Annotated in this window: 14 protein-coding genes; 4 read left to right on the top strand and 10 right to left on the bottom strand. The window is 69.1% G+C overall.

What is annotated here, in order from left to right; translation table 11 throughout:
- Positions 1–4: 4 nt before the first annotated feature.
- The 5 genes from OG524_RS01470 to OG524_RS01490 form a co-directional block, all read right to left on the bottom strand.
- A complete protein-coding gene (locus OG524_RS01470; RefSeq protein ID WP_405392811.1) occupies positions 5–964 on the bottom strand; it encodes a carbohydrate ABC transporter permease in 960 nt (319 codons plus the stop codon).
- 82 nt (positions 965–1,046) lie between these two features.
- A complete protein-coding gene (locus OG524_RS01475) occupies positions 1,047–2,471 on the bottom strand; it encodes an extracellular solute-binding protein (protein WP_405808664.1) in 1,425 nt (474 codons plus the stop codon).
- A 179-nt stretch (positions 2,472–2,650) separates the two neighbouring features.
- A complete protein-coding gene (locus OG524_RS01480; protein WP_405808666.1) occupies positions 2,651–3,646 on the bottom strand; it encodes a LacI family DNA-binding transcriptional regulator in 996 nt (331 codons plus the stop codon).
- A gap of 119 nt (positions 3,647–3,765) precedes the next feature.
- Positions 3,766–8,058, bottom strand: coding sequence for a discoidin domain-containing protein (locus OG524_RS01485; RefSeq protein WP_405808668.1), 4,293 nt, complete (start codon positions 8,056–8,058; stop codon positions 3,766–3,768).
- Between the two features lie 388 nt (positions 8,059–8,446).
- Positions 8,447–9,631: a S8 family peptidase gene (locus tag OG524_RS01490; RefSeq protein WP_405392807.1), complete on the bottom strand. Its 1,185-nt coding sequence runs from the start codon at positions 9,629–9,631 to the stop codon at positions 8,447–8,449.
- A 352-nt stretch (positions 9,632–9,983) separates the two neighbouring features.
- Here OG524_RS01490 and OG524_RS01495 point away from each other — a divergent pair, with 352 nt between their 5' ends.
- Positions 9,984–13,175 (top strand): alpha-L-rhamnosidase, encoded by a 3,192-nt coding sequence (locus tag OG524_RS01495; RefSeq protein ID WP_405808670.1) that lies wholly within the window; start codon positions 9,984–9,986, stop codon positions 13,173–13,175.
- 65 nt (positions 13,176–13,240) lie between these two features.
- Here OG524_RS01495 and OG524_RS01500 read toward each other — a convergent pair whose 3' ends face one another.
- The 4 genes from OG524_RS01500 to OG524_RS01515 all read right to left on the bottom strand — a co-directional run bounded on the left by OG524_RS01500 (position 13,241) and on the right by OG524_RS01515 (position 18,823).
- Complete coding sequence (locus OG524_RS01500; RefSeq protein ID WP_405808672.1) at positions 13,241–15,307, bottom strand: beta-galactosidase; 2,067 nt, start codon at positions 15,305–15,307, stop codon at positions 13,241–13,243.
- A gap of 93 nt (positions 15,308–15,400) precedes the next feature.
- On the bottom strand, positions 15,401–16,741 hold the full coding sequence (locus OG524_RS01505; RefSeq protein ID WP_405392804.1) for an ABC transporter substrate-binding protein: 1,341 nt from the start codon (positions 16,739–16,741) through the stop codon (positions 15,401–15,403).
- A 216-nt stretch (positions 16,742–16,957) separates the two neighbouring features.
- Positions 16,958–17,899 (bottom strand): carbohydrate ABC transporter permease, encoded by a 942-nt coding sequence (locus OG524_RS01510; protein ID WP_405392803.1) that lies wholly within the window; start codon positions 17,897–17,899, stop codon positions 16,958–16,960.
- 3 nt (positions 17,900–17,902) lie between these two features.
- Entirely contained in the window at positions 17,903–18,823 is a 921-nt protein-coding gene (locus OG524_RS01515) for a carbohydrate ABC transporter permease (protein WP_405392802.1), read from the bottom strand.
- A 542-nt stretch (positions 18,824–19,365) separates the two neighbouring features.
- On the opposite strand from OG524_RS01515, the gene OG524_RS01520 reads away from it, so the two are divergent.
- Positions 19,366–20,361, top strand: a complete 996-nt coding sequence (locus OG524_RS01520) for a LacI family DNA-binding transcriptional regulator (protein WP_405392801.1) — start codon at positions 19,366–19,368, stop codon at positions 20,359–20,361.
- A gap of 138 nt (positions 20,362–20,499) precedes the next feature.
- Positions 20,500–21,108 (top strand): YdeI family protein, encoded by a 609-nt coding sequence (locus OG524_RS01525; protein ID WP_405392800.1) that lies wholly within the window; start codon positions 20,500–20,502, stop codon positions 21,106–21,108.
- Between the two features lie 15 nt (positions 21,109–21,123).
- On the opposite strand, the gene OG524_RS01530 is transcribed toward OG524_RS01525, so the two are convergent.
- Positions 21,124–21,546 (bottom strand): acyl-CoA thioesterase, encoded by a 423-nt coding sequence (locus tag OG524_RS01530; protein ID WP_405393384.1) that lies wholly within the window; start codon positions 21,544–21,546, stop codon positions 21,124–21,126.
- A gap of 277 nt (positions 21,547–21,823) precedes the next feature.
- On the opposite strand from OG524_RS01530, the gene OG524_RS01535 reads away from it, so the two are divergent.
- Entirely contained in the window at positions 21,824–24,844 is a 3,021-nt protein-coding gene (locus OG524_RS01535; protein WP_405808676.1) for a carbohydrate binding domain-containing protein, read from the top strand.
- Positions 24,845–24,849 lie beyond the last annotated feature (5 nt).

Here is a 24,849-nt window from a genome sequence, read left to right on the forward strand (position 1 = left end):
CGTCCTAGTCTTCGCTGCTGCGGCTGAGGCGTACGTACACGGCGGAGAATCCCGCGAGTACGACGAGCAGGACGAGTCCGAGAGCCGCCGCGCCGCCGTAGTTGTTGAAGTTGAAGGCGTACTGGTAGATGAGGTAAACGACCGTCGTGGTGGAGCCTTCGGGACCCGCTCCGTTGGTGAGCAGGAAGGGCTCGGTGAACACCTGCATCGTCGCGATGATCTGCATGAGCAGCAGCAGCGACAGGATGAGCCGGGTCTGCGGGATGGTGACGTGCCAGATCTTGCGCAGCAGACCGGCCCCGTCGAGCTCGGCCGCCTCGTACAGCTCGCCCGGGATTCCCTGGAGGGCGGCGAGGTAGATCAGGGTGGCTCCGCCCATGTTCATCCAGGTGGCCGCGATGACGACGGACAGCATCGAGGTATCGGGATCCTGGAGCCATTGCTGGGCGGGCAGATGGAGGAATTCGAAGATGCGGTTGAAGAGTCCGTAGCCGGGGTCGTAGAAGTACTTGAAGAGCAGGACGGACGCGACCGGCGGCAGCATGACCGGCAGGTAGACCAGCAGTCGCAGGTATCCCCGGGCGTGCCGGAACTCGTTGAGCACGACGGCGATGACGAACGGGACCGCGAAGCCCAGGACGAGTGCGAGCACGGTGAAGAGCAGGGTGTTGCGCCAGGCCTGCCAGAAAGCCGGGTCGTTGAAGACGTAGCTCAGGTTGGACCAGCCGGCCCAGGTCGTACGTCCGTCCTCGGTCTTCTGGAAGGCCAGGAAGAACTCCCGGACCATCGGGTACCAGGAGAAGAACGAGAAGCAGAGAACCGCGCCGATCAGGAAGCCGTGCGCGGAGAGGTTACGGCGCAGGGCGCGCACGAACTCCTCGCGGGCGGCGTCCCGCCCGGCCGGGCGGTGGTGTCCACGGGGTGCCGGGCTCGGCTTGCTCGTGGACAGGGTGGGGGCCGACATGGTGTCTCCTCGGTGCCGGTTCGGTCACTCGCGGTCGGGCGGTCCGGATCGCGGGGCCGGGCGGCCCGGCCCCGCGCGTCCGTCACTGATTCGCCAGGACCTGGTTGACCTGCTGCTCCGCGGTGTCGAGCAGCTTGTCGATGTCGGCGTCCTCGTTGGTCAGGACTCCTGACATCGCGACGTCGAGGATCTTGTAGATCTCCTGGGCCTTCGGGGGCTCGGCCTTGCCCTGGACGGGGTTGTCCATGAAGGCCTTGAAGTTCTCGACCGGCATGGTCGCGTTCGCGGCACGTGCCGCGTCGTCCGTGGTCTTGCTCTCGCCGGTGAAGAAGTTCGGCTGCGGCAGACCGACGGGCAGCTGGTCGGCCTTGGTGCGCGCCCAGTCGAACTGTCCCTTGCCGGGGCTGAGATTCTTGAAGTTCAGCCAGGCGACGGCGGCCTTGATCTTGTCGGGCGAACTGCCCTTCTTGATCATGTAGTTGTTGCCGCCGAAGAGGGTGCCCTGTGCTCCGGGGATCGGGCCGAGTCCGAAGTTCTCGTACTTCGCGCCGAGTTGCTGCACCATGTAGGCGATGTCGTCGGGCGCGGCGAGGAACATGCCCAGTTTGTCGGTGGATATCTGCTTCTGCAGGTCGCCCCACTTCAGCAGCTGGGTCTGCCCCATGCTGTCGTCCTTCCAGCGCATGTCGTGCAGCTGCTGGAGGACCTGCTTGCCCTTGTCGTCGTTGAAGGCAGCCTTCCTGCCACTGGGGTCCACCACGTCACCGCCGAGGCCGTACTGCGTGGCGGCGAAGTGCCAGCCGCCGTTGTTGCCGGCGCTGTACTCGCCGAAGCCGGCGACACCCCTGCCGAGCGCCGCGATCTTCTTGGAGGCCGCGCGGACCTCTTCCCATGTGGACGGCGGGGTGTTCGGGTCCAGGCCGGCCTGCGTGAACAGCTTCCGGTTGATGATCAGGCCCATGGTGTAGTTGCTGGTCGGCAGGGCGTAGAGCTTGCCGTCCTTGCGCGCGACGTCGATCACCTGCGGCTGGATGTCCTTCAGCGCGGGGACGGTCCTGTCGGTGACGTACGCGGAGATGTCCTCCGCCCCGTCGTTGTCCAGCACCTGCTGGAGGTCGGTGAAGTAGGCGTAGAAGACGTCGGGCTGCGACTTGCCCTTGAGCATCGCCGTGAAGCGCGGCGGCTCCAGGCACTGTCCGGGCGTGGACTTCCCGTTGATCTTGACGTTCGGGTAGATCTTGCCGAACGCCTTGATGTCCTCTTTCCACTCCCGCAGCTCCGCGGCCTTCGCGGCCGGCGGCATGCAGTCGATCGACAGCGTCACCTCGGCCTTCGGGTCCAGCGGTGCTGACGGATCGGACGAGCCGCTACCTGAGGCGTTGTCGCCTTCCTCGCTGTTGCTGCTGCTCGTGCCGCAGGAGGCAAGGGCAGTCAGGGCGAGGGCGGTGACGAGCGCGGCGGCGGAGGTTCGACGTGTGCGAGATCGGCGGAAGCCAGCACTTCTCATCGGTGGTCCCCTTCGGGCATGAGCATGGAAGGCCCTCGGCGAACTCTCTGCCGGGGCGCGGCTCACTCAACCACCGCCGACATGTGAACGCAATATCTCGCGCACTTTTCGTAAATGTTTGACAGCCCTCCGCATCCGGCGCGTGGCGCACGCCCGCGCACCGGCCGCCGCGGGACCCCTCAGCGGCGCACCTTCGCCGTCGATCCCCGGACCACCAGCTCGGGTTCGAAGAGGAGCTCGCCGGGCGGTACGGCGCCGCCCTGGATCAGCGTGGAGAGCAGTTCGACAGCCGCCCGTCCCATCGCCTCGATGGGCTGACGGACCGTGGTCAGAGGCGGGTCGGTGCAGTTCATGAAGGCGGAGTCGTCGAAGCCGACGACCGATACGTCCGTGGGGACCGCGAGGCCGCGCCGGCGGGCGGCCCGCACGGCACCCAGGGCCAGCGGGTCGCTCGCGCAGACGATCCCGGTGACACCCCGCTCCAGCAGGCGCGAGGCCGCGGCACGGCCGCCCTCCAGGGAGAACAGGGAGCGCTCGACACGGTCCGCCGGGAGCGCTCCCGCGACGGCGAGCGCCGCGGCGAGCTTGCGCCGGGAGGGCACGTGGTCGGAGGGCCCGAGGACGAGGCCGATGCGCTCGTGGCCGAGGGACACCAGATGGCGCCACGCCCGCTCGACCGCGACGGCGTCGTCGCACGACACGCAGGGGAAGTCCAGCCCCTCGATGGGGGCGTTGATGAGCACGACCGGGATGCGGCGGTCGGCGAGCCGACGGTAGTGGTCGTGGGGTTCGTCGGCCTGGGCGAAGAGCCCTCCCGCGAAGACGACGCCGGACACCTGCTGCTGGAGGAGCAGTTCGACGTAGTCGGCCTCGGAGACGCCGCCCTTGGTCTGGGTGCACAGCACGGGCGTGAGGCCCTGCTGCGCGAGGGAGCCGCCGATCACCTCGGCGAAGGCCGGAAAGATCGGGTTCTGCAGCTCGGGCAGGACCAGCCCCACGAGCCGGGCCCGCTCGCCGCGCAGCTGGGTCGGCCGTTCGTAGCCCAGCACGTCGAGTGCGGTCAGCACCGACTGCCGGGTGGTCCGGGAGACTCCGGGTTTGCCGTTGAGCACGCGGCTGACCGTGGCCTCACTGACCCCTACCTGCTTCGCCACCTGGGCAAGTCGTCGCGTCATGACCGCAACGCTAGCGCAATTCCTGCAAACTCCCGACTTCCCGCTGCAAGGCGCGTACGGGGATCGGAGTGCAGGTGGAGTGGCCCGCGGATATAGCGGGCCACCCCCGCACCCGCTCCCTACGGATTGATGTTGATCTTGAAAGTGGAGGTGGTGTTCTTCACGTCCTGGGCGTTGCCACTCATCTCCAGCCCGTTGAACGTGACCTCACCGACCGCGGGGCCCTGGCTCGCCTCGGGCATCTCGTTGGCCCAGAGCCCGAATCCGGACTTCGCGTCGAACGCGTCACCGCTCCTGCGCGCCCCGGTGATCGAGATGTCGGTGAGCACCGTGTCCTTGATCGGGAACTGGGGCTGCCCGCCGACGTAGTTCGTCTGGAACATGATCCCGCTGTACGTCGGGTCGACGATGTCCACATGGGAGATCCGGATGCCCTGGAAGACCTTGGAGGCCGAGAAGAGCCAGATGCCCGGGAAGGTCTGCGACCCCCAGAAGTGCCCGCCCGACCGTACGATCGACACGTTCTCGATCGCGGTGGGACCGGTCCCGAATCCGTTCATCGGATAGCCGAAGTCCAGTGAACTGACGGTGATGCCGGAGTAGACCAGGGTGTCGGCGATGTGGATGTTGCGGAAGGTGTTGTCGTACCCGCCGTACACGGCCACACCCGCGGCACGCCAGGTGAGGATGGACGTCAGGTTCTCGTACACGTTGTTCTTCATGTCCGCGCCGCCGCCGTCGATCGCCGAGAACAGCGCGAAGCTGTCGTCCCCGGTGGCACGCGCCTCGTTGTTGGTGACGTGGTTGTCGGTGGATCCGTTGGTCATGTTGATGCCGTCGGCGAACATGTTCCGGATCCGGGAGTTCTTGATGGTGACGTTGTCGGTGTTCGCACCCCAGTAGAGGCACACCATGTGCTCGTTCCAGATGTTGTCGATCACGATGTCCGAGACGTTGGAGAAGTCGAACACCTTGCCCGGCCCGTCGATGCGGGACGTGTAGTTGCCGAAGTACGCGAAGTTCGAGAACGACGAACCCTTCGCACTTGCCTCCGCACGGAACCCGATGTCGGTGTTGTCCTGCGTGGACGGGGCGTGGAAGCGGGTGTACCAGGGACCCGCGCCGACGACCTTCACCGCCTTGCCGTAGACCTGGAACTTACTGGCCGTGGAGTAGTCACCGGCCGGCAGGTACACGCCCACCAGGGTTCCGGTGGTGTCCGTGCGGACCTTGTCCAAGGCGTTCTGCACGTCCTGGTGGGTGAAACCGGCGGGCACGGTGTACGTGGCCGGATCCGGGTTGGCGACCTGGGAGACCTGCTCCAGGCTGACGAAGTCGATCGCGTAGGTGCTGGTGTTGGCCGCGTCCTTCTGCAGCCGGATCCTGCTGCCGGCCGGAACGGTCCTGCCCAGCATGACGTTCGCCTCGTCGTAGATGTGCCGGGGTGCTCCGGCGCCCGGGGAGTTGCCGGGTCCGGTCTCGTTCCCGTACAGCCACGCGTACTTCGAGGTGAGGTCGACGGCCTTCAGGAAGGTGCCGTCCACATAGATGTTGAGCTTCGACTCGATGCCGCCGCCGCCTGCGGAGTCCGGGATGGAGAACCGGGTGACCAGCGTGTTCGTGGACGCCCGGGTGGTGAACTCGACGTAGTTGCCCGTGCTGTCGAGCGTGACCGCCTTGCGTCCCGACGCCTCGCCCGCGACGTCGCCGACGGTCCGGCTGGGGCCGACCACCTCGGCGCCGCCGCCCGTGACGCCGTCCTCCGCCTCGTACATGTCGAACGGCATGTCGGCACCGCGCCCGACGAAGAGCGATTCGGTGCGGGTGTTGTTCTCGCGCTTCACCGGCAGTTCGTTGGCGTCGTCGGCGACCACCAGCTTCAGCGTGTACGAGCCGTTGACGGCCGTCCAGGTGCCGAGGGGGACGGCCGCCGTCGTGGAGGCCGCGGCGATGGCCCCGTTGTGCGCTCCGGTGAGGGTTTTCACCGTGGCGCCCTTGGCGTCGACCAGGTTGAGGGTGATGCCGTGGCTGCCGCTCGCGGAGGCGACGGTGCCCTGGTTCCTGAGGGCGACGGAGAAGGTCACGGTGTCACCCTCGGCCGGGGAGGACGGGGTGGTGGTGACCGCGCTCGCGACGAGGTCCGAGCTGGAGACCGGCTTCACGACCAGCGGGGTGCCGGCGGTGTAGCGGTTGTCGGTCTCGTTCTGCTCGATGATCTCGCCCGCCGGGTCGACGACCGCACCCAGCGTGTAGCTGCCCGCGTCACGTGCTCCGATACCGGCGGTGACCTGCGTGGAGGCCCCGGCGGCGAGAGCGCCCACCGAGGCGGTGGCGACCTTGGAGCCTCCCAGTTCGAAGTCGAGCCTGCCCGCCGGAGCGGCGAGGGCGCCCGTGTTGCGTACGGTCGCCGAGAGTGTGATGTCGTCCGACTCCACCGGCGTGGCCGGGGAGGCGTTGACGGCCGAGACCTGCAGGTTCGGGTTGGGGGCCGGCGCGCCCAGCACCTGGAACTCGGCGACCTGGCCGGCTCCGGACCCACTGTTGGCGGTGAACCTCAGCTGGACGTCGGCAACCCTGGCGGCGACCGGGATCGTCACCGTGTTGCCCGTCGCGGGGCTGAACGCGTACTCCTTGGCGGCGGCCAGGCTCGTGAAGGACGTGGCGTCCTGCTCCCGCCCGAGGACCTGGATGTTCTGGGTGCGCGCGCCCCAGCTGCTGTCGGGGTTCAGCTTCACGACGACGCTCTCGGTGTCGGTGTTGGACCCGAGCTTCACGGTCAGGTTGTTGGGGTAGCTGCCGCCCGCTCCCTCCCAGTAGGTGGTGAGGGAGTTGTCGTTGGCGTTGGCCGCGACGTACGTGTGGACCACGGACGAGGCGGTGATCGGCTTGCCGACGGCCACGTTGGAGGCGGCGTTCGTCGAGCCGTTGCGGGTCACGGTGTTGCTGGCGCCGGATATGTTGCCGGCCGCGTCCTTGGCCCGGACGACGTAGCTGACGGTCGTGGCCGTGGACTGCGTGTCGGTGTACGTGGTGACGTCACCGGCCACGCTCCTGCGGAGCACGTTGTCGGCGTAGATGTCGTAGCCGGTCACGCCCTTGTCGTCCGAGGACGCCTGCCAGGACAGCTTGATCTGTCCCGGGGACGGTTCGGTGAAGGCCAGCCCCGAGGGGGCGGTGGGCGCCTGCGTGTCACCCGGGTCGCCCTCGCGGGTGACGGTGTCGCTGTTGCCCGACACGTTGCCCGCCGCGTCCCTCGCGCGGACGTGGTAGGAGACGCTCTCGCCGGCGGGCCGGGTGTCGGTGTAGGTGGTGACGTCGCCCGCCACCGTGGTCAGCAGCGTGTTCCCGGCGTAGATGTCGTAGCCGGTGACCCCCGTGTCGTCCGAGGACGCCTTCCAGGTCAGTCTGATCTGCCCGGTGGACGGCTCGGTGAAGGCCAGGTCGGCGGGGGTGGTGGGTGCCTGCGTGTCCCCGGTTTCCGGCCCGTAGACCTCCAGTTCGGCGACCTGCGCGGCCGGCTGCACCGAGTTGGTGGTGACGAGCACCCGTACGTGGCGGGTCGTGGTCGCGTCGAAGGAGACGGTCGCCGACTGTCCGCCCGCGGCGTCGAAGCCGTACGCCTCGGCCGCGGTCAGGTCGCTGAAGTCCGAACCGTCGGTGCTGCCTTGGATTTTCAGCGTCTGGGTCCGCTGCGGCCAGCCGTCGGGCAGGCGCAGGACGACCCGGTTCACCCGGACGGATGCTCCGAGGTCCGCCTGGATCCACTGCGGGAGTGCGTTGTTGCGGCTCTCCCAGTAGCTGGCCCGGTTGCCGTCGTTGCCGTGGGCCGCCACGTACGTCTCGGTGTGGCTGCTCGCCGTGAGGGTCTTGCCGGCGGCGAGGTCGACCGACGACTCCTCGGCCTCACGGACCTCCAGCTCGGCGAGCTGGGCGTTGCGTCCCGCCGTGTTGGCGGTGACGTGTACCCGTACGAAGCGGGTCTTCGTGGCCGGGAACGGGATCGTCACGGTGTTGGACGCGCCGGGCCCGAAGGTGTACGTGGCCGAGGTCTTCAGGGTCGAGAAGCTCGTGCCGTCCGCGCTCCCCCGGACGGAGAGCGTCTGCTTCCTGCTCTCCCATCCCGCGGGGAGTCTCAGGGTCACCTCGTCGATCCGGGCACCGTCCGGACCGAGGTCGGTCTGCACCCACTGCGGCAGCGAGTCACCCGCCCCTTCCCAGTACGTCGACCGGTCGCCGTCCGTCACGTTCCGGGCGGCGTACTCGCCGTCGGCGCTGCTCGCCGCCGCGGTCCGGCCCGCGGCGATGCTGGGACCGTCGGCCGCCGCGGCGGCGAGCGACGGCCATCCGATCATCAGAAGACTGGTGGTGACGGCTGCTGAAACGGCCCGCCGTCTCCAGCGTTGGACTCTCATGGGTCCCCGATCTCCCGCCTCGGCACGGGGGTGCCGAGGGCGCGGCTCTGTCTGTGAGGTCTGCCTGTGCGGCTCTGCGATAGCTATTTCCGCATGAACCAAGCTTAGTTTTGCGCTTGGCGGTCAGAGAATTGCAGAGGAATGCGAGAGCGTCCACTGTTCAGACAGAACCCGGAGCCCCGGGGTGATGGGTCGGGATACACCAACAGGTAATGCACCAGCGCCAGTCAGCGCATTGAGGAGCCGAGGTCGGGCAACGAAAGGGGATCGCAAGAAACGCAAGCTGTTTGCGTAGAACTGGAAGCCTATGGAAAGCCCCTGTTCCACGGCACAGCGCGGAGCGGGGCCCGCGAACACGGACCCCGCTCACCAGCAACCGTCGACGCGGTCAGAGCTCCCCGGCGTGCAGGAGCAGGTCGGGCGAGCCCGTACCCAGATCGGTCAGCACATCGGTGGTCGCCTCGGCGGCGAGCCAGTCGGTGACCTCCTGCGGCGTCGCGTCGGGGTTCTGCCCCTTGAACAGGGCGACGACTCCGGCGACGTGCGGGCCGGCCATGGACGTACCGCTGAGCGTCGAGGGTCCTCCGCCGAGCCCTGCCGAGACGATGTCCACCCCGGGGGCGTACAGCCACACGCAGGTGCCCCAGTTGCTGAACGTCGCCTGGCGGTCCTGGTCGTCACTGGCGCCCACGGCGACGACGCCGTCGGCGCCCGCCGGGGAGACGTTGCAGGCGTTCTGGTTCTCGTTGCCCGCGGCGACGACGGGCAGGGTGCCCTGGTCCGCGAGCGCGTCGAACGCGTCGTCGACGGCCGACGAGGAGGGGCCGCCGAGGGAGGCGTTGACCACGGCGGGCTGCTCGGCGTTCTCCGCGATCCAGTCGAGGCCGGCGATGACCCCGGCCCAGGTGCCCGAGCCCTCACAGTTCAGGACCCGCACCGGGACGAGCGAGGCGGAGCGGGCGACGCCGTACGTCGCGCCGGCCACCGTACCGGCCACGTGCGTGCCGTGGCCGTTGCAGTCCTCGCCGTTGCGGCCGTCACCGATGGCGTCGTAACCGGCGCCCACCCTGCCGCCGAACTCACTGTGCGCGGACTCGATGCCGGTGTCCAGGATGTAGGCGGTCACGCCCTGGCCCGTCCCGGCCACGTCGTAGGCGCCGTCCAGCGGCAGCGTCCGCTGGTCGATCCGGTCCAGCCCCCAGCTCTCCGCCACCGCACGGGCCTTCGGCTTCCCCTTGACGGCGGGTGGGGCGACGGATGCCTCGCTGTTCTCCTCGACGGCCTGGACGCCCGCGGTGCCGCGCACCTTTTCCAGCTGGGCCGCGGTGAGCGAGGCGGCGAATCCGTGCAGGACCTTGCGGTAGGTGAACAGGGGGGTGACCCCGATCTGTTCGGCCGTGGCGCTCGGCGTCTGCCCGGACGAGAGGGTGACGATGTACTGACCGGGCACGGCCCGGGACGACTTCTGCACCGGCACGAGGGTCTCGCCGGTGTCGGCCGTGGCCGGGGTGGTGCCGATCAGGGGGGCGATCAGCAGTAGAGCGGCTGGTGCCCAGCGGGCGCGCAGGCCCATGCGTTCTCCCTTGGTACGGAGGAGCCGATCGCGGACCCAGGACAGGCCCGCGAGGTGCGAACACCTGACCCTTCGTCCACATCCGGTGGGGGCCTTGAGCCACGTCAGCCGGACAGCGCAACGATCGGTACAGGGCAGGCCCATTCGACTGATCCTGTGAAAGGTTTCAACACACCGCCGCGGGCGAACATAAACCCGCCCCGACAGGGGCGTCAATGCCGCACACAGCGGACTTTCAACCATCAAGCCAGAAACAGCTCGATCGCGAACGATCCCTTGACAGGGACCAGTCATAACTCTAGCTTCACACGAACTGAAACGATTCATCAACGCGTCGTTACGGAGCCGAGTTGTGATCAGCAGAAGACGACTGCTCAGCACCACCGCCGCCACCGCAGCGCTCGCCGCGGTGTCCCCGCCCTCCGCCCACGCCGCCGGGGCACAGGCCGCCGGCCGGGCCCGCGTCACCGGGCCGACCGTCGAGTACGTACGCCATCCGCTCGGCCTGGACACCCCGCGGCCGAGACTCAGCTGGCCCATGGCGTCGGACCGCCCGGGTATGCGCCAGACCGCCTACCAGCTGCGGGTCGCCACCTCCCCGGACCGCCTCGCGAAGCCCGATGTCTGGGACAGCGGCAAGGTCGTGTCCGAGCAGTCGGTGCTCGTCCCGTACACGGGCCCGGAGCCGGCGTCCCGGACGCGCTACCACTGGTCGGTGCGTGTCTGGGACGCCGCCGGCCGGGCATCCGCCTGGAGTGAGCCCTCCTGGTGGGAGACCGGGCTGCTGGCCGACTCCGACTGGACGGCCGGGTGGATCGGCGCGCCCGCCGCGCTCACCGGCACGCCCGCGCTGGACGACGCCTCCTGGATCTGGTTCCCCGAGGGTGATCCGGCCGCGAGCGCACCCGCGGCCACCCGGTGGTTCCGGGGCCGGGTGGACATTCCGGCGGGCGTCACCCGTGCCCGTCTGGTCATGACGGCCGACGACGGCTTCACCGCCCGTGTGAACGGTGTGGAGGTGGCGCACACCGAGGCGGACGGCCCCGCGCAGAACTGGCAGCGGCCCGTCCTCACCGACGTCACCGCCCACCTGTCCCCCGGCGTCCAGGTGATCTCCGTATCGGCCACCAACGCGGTCGCCGGACCGGCCGGCCTGCTCGGCGCACTGGAGCTGACCACCGCGGGCGGGGTGGTCACCCTCGTCACCGACGCCGGCTGGCGGTCCACCGACCGTGAGCCGACGGGCGACTGGCACTCCGGCACCTACGACGACACCGCCTGGTCCGCCGCCAGGGTCCTGGCCCCGTGGGGCTCCGGCCCCTGGGGCAAGGTGCGGGTGGCCCACTCCCCCGCCACCCAGCTGCGCCGGGAGTTCCGGCTGGGCCGCAAGCGGGTGGCGCGGGCCCGGCTGTACGCGACGGCGCTCGGCCTGTACGAGGTGTTCCTCAACGGCGAGCGCGTCGGCGAGGACCGGCTCGCCCCCGGCTGGACGGACTACGACAAGCGCGTCCAGTACCAGACGTACGACGTGACCGGGCTGGTCGCACCGGGCGGCAACGCGCTCGGGGTCACGCTCGCGACGGGCTGGTACGCCGGGAACATCGCCTGGTTCGGCCCTCACCAGTACGGTGAACAGCCTGCCGTACTGGCCCAGTTGGAGGTCACCTTCACGGACGGTTCGACCGAGCGGGTGGTGTCCGGTGCCGACTGGCGCGCCGCGACCGGGCCGGTGACCGGTGCGGACCTCATGGCGGGCGAGGAGTACGACGCCCGGCTGGAGACCGACGGATGGACCCGCGCCGGCTTCGACGCGTCCGGGTGGCTCGCGGCCGATCCGGTCGACGGTGTCACGGCGGCGCTCGTCGCCGAGGTGGACGGGGCGTGCCGTGTCGAGCGGGAACTGACGGCCCGTGAGGTGACCGAGCCGGAGCCCGGTGTGTTCGTGTTCGACCTCGGCCAGAACATGGTGGGCACCCCGCGGCTCACCGTCTCCGGACCGGCCGGCACGAAGGTGCGACTCCGGCACGCCGAGGTCCTGAACCCGGACGGAACCCTCTACACGGCCAACCTGCGCACCGCTCGTGCGACGGACACGTACACGCTCAAGGGCGGTGGCCGGGAGACGTACGAGCCCCGGTTCACGTTCCACGGCTTCCGCTACGTCGAGGTGACGGGCTATCCGGGCAGGCCGGGCCCGGATGCGGTCGTGGGCCGGGTGATCCACACCTCCGCGCCGTTCACGATGGACTTCACGACTGATGTGCCGATGCTCAACCAGCTCCACAGCAACATCACCTGGGGGCAGCGCGGCAACTTTCTCTCCATCCCGACCGACACCCCCGCACGTGACGAGCGCCTCGGCTGGACCGGGGACATCAACGTCTTCGCGCCCACCGCCGCCTACACGATGGAGTCGGCGCGGTTCCTCTCCAAGTGGCTCTTCGACCTGCGCGACGACCAGGTGGCCGACGGCGCCTTCCCGAACGTGGCCCCGGACCTCCCGGGTGTCGGCAGCGGTGCGGCGGGCTGGGGCGACGCCGGGGTGACCGTGCCGTGGGCGCTCTACCAGGCGTACGGCGACGAGCGGGTGCTGGAGCAGTCCTGGTCCTCGATGCTGAGGTGGCTGACCTATCTGGAGGAGCACAGCAGCGGGCTCCTGCGGCCGGCCGACGGGTACGGCGACTGGCTCAACATCGGGGACGAGACGCCCAAGGACGTCATCGGCACGGCGTACTTCGCGCACAGCGCCGATCTCGTGGCGCGGATAGCCGAGGTGCTGGGCAAGGACCCCGCGCCCTACCGTTCGTTGTTCGGCCAGGTGCGCGACGCGTTCCGGGCGGCGTATGTGACCACGGGCGGCCGGGTGAAGGGCGACACCCAGACGGCGTACGTGCTGGCCCTGTCCATGGATCTGCTGGCGGAGGGCGACCGCGGTCCGGCGGCCGACCGGCTGGTCGCGCTGATCGAGGCGAAGGACTGGCACCTGTCGACGGGGTTCCTCGGCACCCCGCGGCTGCTGCCGGTGCTGACCGACACGGGGCACACGGATGTCGCGTACCGGCTGCTGACGCAGCGGACCTTCCCGAGCTGGGGCTATCAGATCGACCGGGGCGCCACCACGATGTGGGAGCGCTGGGACTCCGTCCGGCCGGACGGCAGCTTCCAGGACGCCGGGATGAACTCCTTCAACCACTACGCCTACGGTTCGGTGGGCGAGTGGATGTACGCGAACATCGCGGGCATCGCTCCGGGAAGCCCCGGTTTCCGCAAGGTCGTCGTGCGGCCGCGTCCGGGCGGCGGGGTCACCCGGGCCGAGGGCCGGTTCGACTCCCGGTACGGGCCGGTCACCACACGCTGGAAGAAGGACGCGGACGGTTTCGCGCTCCGGGTCGTGCTGCCTCCGAACACGACCGCCGAGGTGTGGGTCCCCGGCGGCGACAGGCGCAGCGCCGTCGAGGGATCGGCGGGGTTCCTGCGGACGGACGACGGGTGCGCGGTGTTCGCCGCGGGGTCGGGCACCCACCGCTTCAGGGCCTCCGCCTGAGCCCTCCCGGCCCGAACGCACGTGTGCCCTGCGGGACGTTCCCGTCCCGCAGGGCACACACGGCGCTAACTGAAGAGCGGCATCCCTGCTGCCACGCGGAGTACGGCGACGTCACGCGGGGGAAGCACCAGGCCTCCGTCGGCGGTCGGCGCGGGCCCGGTCAGGGCCTCCCCGGCCACCGCGTCGAACGTGACGTCCTCGTCCGTACGGTTGACGAGGAACCAGTACGAGTCCGAGCCGTCGGTCCGCACGGTCAGCTCCACCCGCCCGCGCGCACTCTCGGGCAGTTCGCTGGTCACACCGGCACCGGACAGCAGTGCCCCCAGCACCTCGGGCAGTCCGTGGCTGCCCAGCCGGGTGGAGACGTATGCGGCGGAGCCGCCGTCCCCCACGGCGCGCCGGGTGATGGCGGGGCGCCCCGCGTGGTCCCCGTTCTCGTAACGCGCGAGGACCGTGACCTCGGAATCGGTCACACCTATCTGGTCCGTCCACAGGGTGCCGGTGAGGCCGTTGTCGAGGCGTACGTCCACGCCGTCCCGCAGCGGTGCGAACTCCTCGACGCGGATGCCCAGCAGATCGCGCAGCGCGCCGGGGTAACCGCCGAGGTAGACGTGGTCGTTCTCGTCGACGACACCCGAGTAGTAGGTGGTGACGAGGTGACCGCCGCCGCGCACGTAGGCGTCCAGCCGGGCGGCGAGGGCCTGGGGGACGACGTGCAGGATGGGGGCCGCGACGAAGTCGTACCCGGTGAGGTCGCTCGCGGTGGTGACGACGTCCACCCGGACGCCCAGGGCCAGGAAGGCGGAGTACCAGTCGAGGGCTTCCTGCCGGTAGCGCAGCAGGGAGGTCGGCTGGGAGTCGCGTTCGACCGCCCACCAGGACTCCCAGTCGTACACGAGTGCCGCGCGCGCGGGCTCGCGCACGGAGCCGGTGACCGGGGTGAGTGCCTCCAGCGTGCGTCCGAGAGCGGTCACCGCACGGAACACATCGCTGTCCGGGCCCGCGTGCGGGACCATCGCGGAGTGGTACTTCTCGGCGCCCGCGGCGGACTGGCGCCACTGGAAGAAGCAGACCGCGTCGGCGCCGTGGGCGACGTGGACCAGGGAGTCACGGGCGAGTTCGCCCCGGCTCTTGGCGAGGTTGACGGGCTGCCAGTTGACGGCGCTGGTCGAGTGCTCCATCAGGAACCACGGCTTGCCGTCCGCGATGGAGTGGGTGAGGCCGGCGGAGAAGGAGAGCTCGTCCAGGCGCTGGGGTCCGGGGTGCGCGTAGTGGTCGTTGGAGACGAAGTCGATCTCGGCCGCCCACTCGGGGTAGTTCATGGCCTTGGTCTCGCCCATCACCATGAAGTTGGTGGTGGCGGGGATCTCGGGGGTGATGCGCCGCAGGATCTCGCGCTCGGCGCGGAGGTATTCCTTCAGCGCGTCGGACGAGAACCGCTTGAAGTCGAGCTGCTGGGCCGGGTTGGCGTGGCTCGCGGCGAGTCGCGGCGGCTGGATCTGCTCCCACTCGCCGTAGTACTGCGACCAGAAGGAGGTCGCCCAGGCGCTGTTGAGCGCGTCGAGGGTGACGTAGCGGGCGCGCAGCCAGTCGCGGAAGGCCAGGGCGGCGTCGTCGGAGTAGTCGTAGACGTTGTGGCAGCCGAGTTCGTTGGAGATGTGCCAGGCGGTCAGCGCGGGGTGGTCGCCGTAGCGGGTGGCCATGGCCTCGACGAGCTTCAGGGCGTACCGGCGGAAGACCGGGGAGGTGGGCCGCCAGTGCTGTCGCGCGCCTTGGGAGAGGGTCTCGCCGGTGCGGGTGACCGGCAGGATCTCCGGGTGCAGGGTGGTGAGCCAGGGCGGCGGCGAGGCGGTGGCGGTGGCGAGGTCGACCGCGATCCCGTTGCTGTGCAGCAGGTCGAGCACCTCGTCCAGCCACTCGAAGTCCCACCGGTCCTCGGCGGGTTGCAGACGGGCCCAGGAGAAGATCGCGACGGAGACGACCGTCACTCCCGCCTCGCGCATCAGCCGGACGTCCTCCTTCCACACCTCTCGTGGCCACTGCTCCGGGTTGTAGTCGGCCCCGTAGGCGAATCGCACGGTGCGGTCGTCGGAGGTCGGGCGCAGCCAGGTGCGCTCGGAAGCGGGGGTCATGAAGATCCTTTCGGATACGGAGGTGCGAGCACGACACAGGGACGGCGCCCGTCCGACGGGCGACCGCCCCTGTGCCAATTCAGTGGTGCGACGTCACTTGTTGACGTCGAAGCCCTGTTCGTTGCCGTAGTCGACAGCGGCCTTCTGCCAGTCCTTCAGACCGTCGGCCAGCGTGGTGTCGGAGACGTACGCCTTGCCCACGGAGTCGTTGAAGACGGAGTTCGCGTAGACCTGGTAGGGCAGGTAGGACCAGTTCTCGGGTACCTGGCTGGCGGAGCGGGCGAAGATCTCGTTCGCCTTCTGGCCGCCGAAGTACGGGAAGGGCGTGTCGAGGAACGTCGTGGAGGTCAGGTCCGCCGTGGTCGCGGGGAAGGCGCCTGCCTCGACGCGGGCCTGGACGCCCGCCGAGTGGTTGGCGTACTCGTTGAACGCGTACGCGAGGTCCTTGCTCTTGCCCGCCTTCATCACCGCGAGGGAGCTGCCGCCGTTCTCGGAGCTGACCTCACCGCCCTTCTCCCACTGCGGGAGGGCGGCCGCACGCCAGTCGCCCGAGGCCGACTCGACACCCGAGACGAAGTTCGCGGGCATCCAGGCGCCGGTGGCGAGGGTGGCTATGGTGCCGTCGGCCAGCCCCTTGTACCACTCGTCGCTCCAGGAGCTGATGGGCGCCAGGAGCTTCTCGTCGATGAGCTTCTGCCACACCTTGGTGAAGGCGGTGACGCCCTTGTCCGCGGTGAGGTCGACCGTGACGCTGGTGTCGCGGGACTTGAACGGGCTGCCGCCGGCCTGCCAGATCATGCTGGTCGTGAACCCGGCGTCACCGGTGTCGTTGGTGATGTACGCCTTCGGGTCCGCGGCGTGCAGGGCGCGCGCCGCCTCCAGGTACTCGTCCCAGGTGGTGGGCGTGGCGATCTGGTGCTTGTCCAGCACCTTCTTGTTGTAGAAGAGCGCCATCGGGCCGGAGTCCATGGGCAGCGCGTACACGGCGTCGTCGGTGGCGACCGCGTTCCACGGGCCCGGCGAGTAGTCGCCCTTGAACTCGGCGGCGCCGTATCCGCTCAGGTCCTCGAGGGACTTGCCGAGGGCGAACTGGCCGAGGGCGTAGTACTCGATCTGCGCGACGTCCGGGACCCCTGAACCGGCCTGCACGGCGTTCTGCAGGGCGGTGTACTGGTCGTTGCCGGTACCGGCGTTGACCAGCTTCACCTTGACCTTGGGGTACTCCTTCTCGAAGTCGCTGACCACCTGCTTCAGCGTCGGTTCCCAGGCCCACACCGTGATCGAGCCGCCCTCCTTGAGGGCCTCCCTGAGATCACCACCCGATACGGTCTTTCCCGAACCGGTGTCGTCGGAGGACCCGCACGCCGTGAGGCTCAGCGCCGCCGCACACAGCAGGCCGACGCCGCGCATCGCGCGTCTGGTCATGGTTCTCATATCGATTCACTCCGTTGTGGTGAGGGTGGTACACGAACCGTCGAGCGTCCGCACAGGCGCGTGCGGAGGTGGGACGCCGCGCGGACCGGGGGCGGGGTAAGCCGCCCTCGGAGCACGGAGATTGGGTGGCCGACGAGGGCCGGTGGGTGGCCTGGGCGGGCCGGTAGTCGGCCGACGAGGGCCGTAGACCGGCCCGGGCGGGCCGATGGAGCCCTGTCACTCCTTGACGCTGCCCGCTGCCAGTCCGGACTGCCAGTAGCGCTGGAGCAGGAGGAAGGCGACGATCAGCGGCACGATCGTCAGCAGGGAACCCGTGATGACCAGGTTGAAGACCGGCTGGCCGCCCGCGGTGGACGCCTGTGCGTTCCAGGCGTTCAGGCCCAGCGTCAGCGGGTACCAGTCCGGGTCCTTGATCATGATCAGCGGCAGGAAGTAGTTGTTCCAGGTCTGCACCATGGTGAACAGCAGGACCGTCACGATGCCCGGGCTCAGCAGCGGGAGCGCCACCCGGAAGAAGGTCCGCAGCTCTCCGGATCCGTCCACCCTGGCCGCTTCCAGGAGCTCGGTGGGGACGGCCTCGGCCGCGAACACCCACATGAGGTAGAGCCCGAAGGGAGAGATGAGGGAGGGGATGATGACGGCCCACGGCGTGTCGGTGAGGCCCATCTTGCTGAACATGAGGAAGGTGGGCACCGCCAGGGCGGTCGCGGGCACGGCGACGGCGCCGATGACCGTGGCGAAGACGGCGCGCTTTCCCCTGAAGTCGAACTTGGCCAGTCCGTAGCCGCCGAGGACCGCGAGGAAGGTGGCTCCGCCGGCCCCTACGACCACGTACAGCAGGGTGTTGAGGAACCAGCGTACGAAGATGCCGTCGTTGTAGGTGAGCGTCTCGGAGATGTTGTCCCAGAGGGCGAAGTCACCGCTGAACCAGAGGCCGAAGGAGTCGAGGAGGCTCTTCTGCGTCTTGGTCGCGTTGATGACGAGCCAGGCCAGGGGCAGGAGCGCGTAGAGGGCGGTCAGCCCCATCAGCGCCGTGAGCAGCACACTGCGGCGCGGCCGGTCGGCCGTGTGGCGTCTGCGCGCGGCGCGCCGGGACGTCGGGGCACGGTGGTTGACTCGCCGGGGCGTCTGCTCGGCGGTGTAGGAAGGTGCGCTCATCGCTCACGCCTCCTTTCGCATGCCGCGCAGCTGGACCGCGTACGCGATGATCATCGTGACCAGGCCCATGACGAGGGAGACCGTGGCCGCGTAGTTCTGCTGCCGGCCGGAGAAGGACAGCGTGAAGGTGTAGAGGTTGGGGGTGAAGTAGGTCGTGATCGCGTTGGGCGCCAGGCTCTGCAGGATGCTCGGCTCGTTGAACAGCTGGAAGCTGCCGATCACCGAGAAGATCGTCGCGATCACCAGCGCGCCGCGGATCGCGGGGATCTTGACCGCGGCGATGATCCGCCACTGGCCGGCTCCGTCGATCTCGGCCGCCTCGTAGAGGGACTTGGGGACGACACGCAGCGCCGAGTAGAAGATCAGCATGTTGTAGCCGACGAACTCCCAGGTGACGATGTTGCCGATGCTGGCCAGCACCAGGGAGGGCGAGAGCGGGTCGGGCAGTGAGACGCCGAGCGAGTCGTTGATGTTCGCGACCAGCCCGAACCGGGTTCCGTAGATGAACCCCCACATCAGTGTGGCGACGACGGCGGGTACGGCGTAGGGCAGGAAGACCGATATCCGGAAGAAGCTCTTGCCGTAGATCCTGCCGCTGTCGAGTGCCAGGGCCACGAGCAGGGCCAGGCCGAGCATGACGGGCACCTGCACCGCGAGGAAGAGGGCGACCCGGCCCACGGCCTCCCAGAACTTCTCGTCCTCGAAGGCGCGTTGGAAGTTCTCCAGGCCGACGAACGAGGTTCCGCCCACGAGCTGGTCCCGGAAGAAGCTCAGATACAGCGAGTAGGCCACCGGGGCGAGGAACACCAGGGCGAACACGGCCATGAACGGTCCGACGAAGATCCACCCGACCCGTCCACGCCGGGCGCGGGTGCCTCGCGGTGGTGGGCGGCGTCCGGTGGTGAGCGGCGTAACAGCCGTCATGTCTTGGTACTCCTACTGGTCCGGCATTGTGCATGGCCCCGGCCGGAGGGAGACACCGGACATCGTGGAGGCGCTGCGTTTCAGAATTCCGATGTTTACGTAAACAACGATCGGTTGACGTGATGTCTACACGCCCGACCCGCCACCGTCAAGGCCCGTGTTCCACCTGGTACAAGCGGACTTGTGGGGTTGTCCGGCCGGCCGGCGGTCCCGCACGGCCGTGTCGGCAACAGACCTCCGGAAGTGGTAGGAATATCGGTGGTCCGGGACCTTCGGCCCGTCATGCGGCACGAGCCGAGGGCGGCGCGGGACAGGACAGACACCCGAGCGGAACACCCTCAAGGGAACGCTGTGCCCGACGGCCCATCGGGCGGGACAGGGCCCTCCCACACGGCGAAAGGCTCACAGGAACACGACGGAGGCGGGGCGAAGTGCACGGACGGGAAGAGGCCACGGACGCCGCGTCCACGGATGCCGTATCCACGGGTGCCGTGGAACGGGCCGCCGAAGCGGCGGAACGGCCTCGCCGCAGGGGGACCTCCATGGCCGACGTCGCACGCCTGGCCGGTGTCTCCTCGCAGACGGTCTCCCGTGTGTCCAACGGGCATTCGGCGGTCACGGAAGAGACCCGTCGGCGCGTCCTCGCCGCCATGAAGGAGCTCGACTACCGGCCCAACAGTGCCGCGCGCGCCCTCAAGAGCGGGGAGTTCCGCACCCTGGGCGTCATCCTGTTCACCCTGGCCACGACGGGCAACGTCCGTACGCTGGAAGCCATTTCCACCTCCGCGGCGGACCAGGGCTACGCCATCACCCTGCTGCCCGTCGCGACGCCCACCAGTACGGGCGTCCGGGGGGCCTTCACCGTGCTCGGCGAGCAGGTCGTGGACGGCATCATCGTGATCATGGAGGTTCATCTCCTGGACGCGGCCGTCTCCCTGCCGCCGCACACACATGTCGTGGTGGCGGACTCCGACGCCGGCGACCGCTACAGCGTCGTGGACACCGACCAGTCCGGCGGTGCCAGGGCAGCCGTCCAGCACCTGCTCGACCTCGGGCACCGCACCGTGGTGCATGTCGCCGGCCCCACGGAGTCGTTCGCCGCGCAGCGCCGTGCCGACGCCTGGCGGCAGACGCTGGAGGAAGCTGGACGCCCTGTCCCGGACCCGGTGGGCGGCGACTGGTCGGCGGCCTCGGGCTACGAGGCCGGGCTCGTCCTGGCGGCCGATCCCTCCTGCACCGCGGTCTTCGCGGCCAACGACCAGATGGCGCTCGGCGTCCTCCGCGCCCTGCACGAGAAGGGCAGGCGCGTGCCCGATGACGTCAGCGTCGTCGGCTTCGACGACATCGCCGAATCCAGCTCGTTCGTTCCGCCGCTGACGACCGTGCACCAGGACTTCGCCGAGGTGGGGCGGCTGTGCGTGGACGGCGTGCTGCGGCAGATCCGCAACGAGACGGCCGAACGCGGTACTACCCTGGTCCCGACCCGGCTGGTCGTCCGGGACAGCACGGCCCCGCCGCCCGCGGCGGCCGGTTCCTGACGCCCTTCCGGTACGCAGGGCCGGTCCCGTCCCCGCGCAGGGCGTACCGTTCCGTCCCGGCGCCCGCGCCCGGACGTATGCGTAGGCAGACAACGGTTCATGACGGTGCGTCAGGAACCGACGCCGAAGGAGAACGACATGACGACGCCCGACGGCCCGGAGCCCACAGCCGTGGACGGGACGCTCGCGCGGCCGCTGTTCTTCGAACGGCTCGCCGGGCTGGAGTCCTGGCTGGAGGGCCATCAGGGCACGCGCTCCGACCTGTGGCTGAAGCTCGCGAAGAAGAGCACGGGCATCGAGTCCGTCGGGCCCGACGAGGTCGTCGACGCCGCGATCTGTTTCGGCTGGATCGACGGCCAGCGCCGGGCCCTGGACGCGGAGTTCTACCTTCAGCGGATCTCACCGCGCCGCAAGGGCAGCCTGTGGTCCCTCGTCAACGTACGCAAGGTCGAGGCCCTTACGGCGGCCGGCCGGATGCGGGAGTCCGGGCTGGCCGAAGTACGGGCCGCGCAGGCGGACGGGCGGTGGGCGGCGGCGTACCCCTCGCAGAAGGAGGCCACCGTGCCCGACGATCTCACGGCCGCACTGGCCTCCGACCCCCGGGCGGCACGGCGGTTCGAGCAGTTCGGCAGGTCGGCCCGGTACCAGATGGTCCTCCAGCTCCTCAAGGCGAGGACGCCCGAGGTCCGGGCCGCACGGCTCGCGCGCCTGATGGCGGAGCTGGAGTCCGGCGGCGAGGCCGGCTGAGCCGCCCCGCGCCCGTCAGACGCCGATGCCGAGAAGTCCGGGACTGTCCGCGAGCGAGGCGAGATGGCCGGCCGGGTCCGCGATCAGACGGCGGGCCTCGAGGTCGAGCATGCCACCGACACCGCTGATCTCGGCGGCCGGTGTGCCGTCCTCCTTGAGGATCCGCTGCTCGACCCGGAAGGTCTTGCCCGCCCCGTAGACGAACGCGCAGCTCACCCGCACCCGTTCCCCGCCTCGCAGCTCGCGCAGGTACTTCACCGTGACCTCCAGCTGTACGGGGCCGACCCCACCGGCGAGCAGCTTCTCCTGGGGGACTCCGGCCGCCCGCAGCAGCTCCCACCGGGCGTGTTCCGCGTACTGGAGGTAGACGGCCTGGTTCAGGTGGCCCTGGGTGTCGAGCTCGTAGCCGCGCACCGTGACATCGACGAAGAAGGTCATGCCGAGGAGAACGCGGGCCGGCGGGTCCGCCATTCCTGATCGGTCACCGCGAGCAGCCTCCGCGCGACCTCTTTACGAACCTGTCATGCGCAGGTAACTTCCTCACCGCAAAAGATTGCAGAAACATTCTGACAGATCTTGCCGTCAGAACGCACTGCTCGCCGAACCTGGGGCGCGTCCGGGTTCTCCGGCGGGATCCTCGCATCCGCTCGCGGAGCGGATGTGCTGTTGGCAGCCGCGGTCCACCCGCTCGCGGCCCTCCCCTGGAGACACACGAATGAGACGTACCCCCACCCGGCTGCTCGGACGCCCCCTGGGGGCGGCCGTGGCGGCCACCGTGATGCTGGGGCTCCTGACCGCGGTCCCGGACTCACCCGGAGCCGTGTCGGCCGAGCCCGTGGCCGCCTCGGAATCCACCGCGACCGTCTTCTACTACACGAAGACCAAGAACTGGTCCTCCTACCGGCTCCACTACGCCCCCGACGGCGGTTCCTGGACCCCCGTGCCCGGTGTGCTCATGGAAGCCGCGTGCACGGACTGGGTGAAGCAGACGGTCAGTCTGGGCGGCGCGGCCGGTCTGGCCGCGACGTTCAACAACGGCTCGGGCGTCTGGGACAACAACACCGGCAAGAACTACGCCCTGGGCACCGGGAACATCACCGTCAAGGACGGCGTGGTGGCCCACAGCGACCCGTGCGCCGGTACGGAACCGGAGCCGAGCCCCGGCCCGGGTGATTCCCACACCGCGTCGGTCTACTACTCGACGGCGACGGTCGGCTGGACGACCACCAACCTCCATTACCGGCCGACGGGCGGCACCTGGACCACCGTGCCCGGAGTGGGCATGGAGGCCGCCTGTACGGGCTGGGTGAAGAAGTCGGTCGACCTCGGCACCGCGACCACGTTGCAGGCCACCTTCAACAACGGCAACGGGGTCTGGGACAACAACAACGGCAGCGACTACACGCTCCCCTCCGGGCTCAGCACGGTGAAGGACCGGAAGGTCACCGTCGGCGCGAAGGACCCGTGCGCGGCCGAGGAACCGGACACCGAGGCCCCGACCGCACCGACGAAGGTGACCGCCGACGCCGACGGTGTCGCGGTCGTGCTGACCTGGGACCCGTCCACCGACGACCGCGGGGTGACGAAGTACCAGGTGACGCGGACCGGCGGCACCAAGGGCACCGCGGTGACCGATGTCGGCTCCACCGTGTTCTCCGACACCGGGCTGGAGGAGAAGACGGCCTACAGCTACACGGTCAAGGCCGTGGACGCGGCCGGAAACGTCTCCGCCGCTTCGGCCGCCGCCACCGCCACCACCGGGGAGAAGCCGACGGCACCGGCCTCCGGGAGGCCGCTGGGCACCGATCCCCGCAAGGACCCGATCTACTTCGTGCTCACCGCCCGCTTCGAGGACGGTGACACGTCCAACAACCGGGGCGGAAGCCAGCACACGAAGTCGGGCAACGCGGCCAACGACGACCCCATGTTCCGGGGTGACTTCAAGGGCCTGGTCAACAAGCTCGACTACATCAAGGGCCTCGGCATGTCGGCCGTCTGGATCACCCCGGTGGTGCTGAACCGGTCCGACTACGACTACCACGGGTACCACGGCTACGACTTCTACGAGGTCGACTCCCGGCTCGAGTCCGCCGGTGCCTCCTACCAGGACCTGATCGACGCGGCCCACGCCAAGGGCATGAAGATCTACCAGGACGTGGTCTACAACCACTCCTCCCGCTGGGGCGCCAAGGGCCTGTTCACCCCGAAGGTGTACGGCGTCCGCGACACCCAGTGGAGCTGGTACTACGACGAGAGGAACGACGGCTTCGAGTACGACGGCCTGACCGTCGAGCCCAAGTCAGGGAAGTCGTACTACACCGGCGACCTGTGGTCCACCGCCGAGCCCTCGGGCAACACCTGCGTCAACTGGGGCACGCCCACCCAGTACACCTCGCCCGAGGGGTACCGGATCTACAACTGCCAGTGGCCCAGCCCCACTTCGGGCATGTTCCCGAAGGCGTACTACCACAACTGCTGGATCGGGAACTGGGAGGGCGAGGACTCCCGCAGCTGCTGGCTGCACGACGACCTCGCCGACTTCAACACCGAGAGCGCGCCCGTGCAGAACTACCTGATCGGCGCCTACGACAAGTACATCGACATGGGTGTGGACGGCTTCCGGGTCGACACCGCCGTGCACATCCCCCGTACGACCTGGAACCGCCGCTTCCTGCCGGCGATCCAGGAGCGCGTCACCCAGCAGTTCGGCGCCGAGGCCGCGAAGAACTTCTTCGTGTTCGGTGAGGTCGCCGCCTTCGTCAACGACAAGTGGAACCGCGGCTCGGTCAACCACTCCGCGCAGTTCTACACCTGGAAGGAACGCAAGGAGTACGACGCGGACGACGAGAAGGCCGCCCTGGAGATGTACGACTACGAACAGCAGCAGGGCACCGGCTCCCAGCCGACCTCCACCAACGCCTTCCTGAACGGCAACACCTACCACGCACCGGACCACAGCAGGTTTTCCGGCATGAACGTCATCGACATGCGCATGCACATGAACTTCGGTGACGCCAACAACGCGTACAGCAACGGCAAGGACTCCGACGACAGTTACAACGACGCCACCTACAACGTCGTCTACGTCGACAGCCACGACTACGGGCCCAACAAGAGCAGCGAGCGGTACTCGGGCGGCACCGACGCCTGGGCCGAGAACATGTCCCTGATGTGGACCTTCCGGGGCATCCCCACGCTCTACTACGGTTCCGAGATCGAGTTCCAGGCCGGCAAGAAGACCGACTGCGGGCCCAGCTGCCCGCTGGAGTCCACGGGGCGGGCGTACTTCGGAGGGCACCTCGCCGGTGACGTCCAGGCGTCCGACTTCAGCAAGGTCTCCTCGGCCGACGGCGCGGTCGCGGACACCCTCTCGAAGCCGCTGGTCAAGCACGTGCAGCGGCTCAACGAGATCCGCCGTGCCGTACCCGCCCTCCAGATGGGCCAGTACTCCACGGAGGGCATCTCCGGCTCGATGGCGTACAAGCGCCGCTACACGGACGCGGCGAGCGGCACGGACAGCTTCGCGCTCGTGACGGTCTCCGGCGGCGCCACGTACACCGGCATCCCCAACGGTACGTACAAGGACGCCGTCACCGGCGACACCAAGGTGGTGACGGGCGGCACCCTAGCCGTAGCGGCCCCGGGCAAGGGCAATCTGCGGGTGTACGTCCTCGACCTCGGCGGCAGGAACGCGGCCCCGGGGAAGACCGGGACGGACGGTACGTACCTGAAGTGACGCCG

Origin of the sequence: Streptomyces sp. NBC_01520, assembly GCF_045040375.1 — a bacterium.
Taxonomy (GTDB): domain Bacteria; phylum Actinomycetota; class Actinomycetes; order Streptomycetales; family Streptomycetaceae; genus Streptomyces.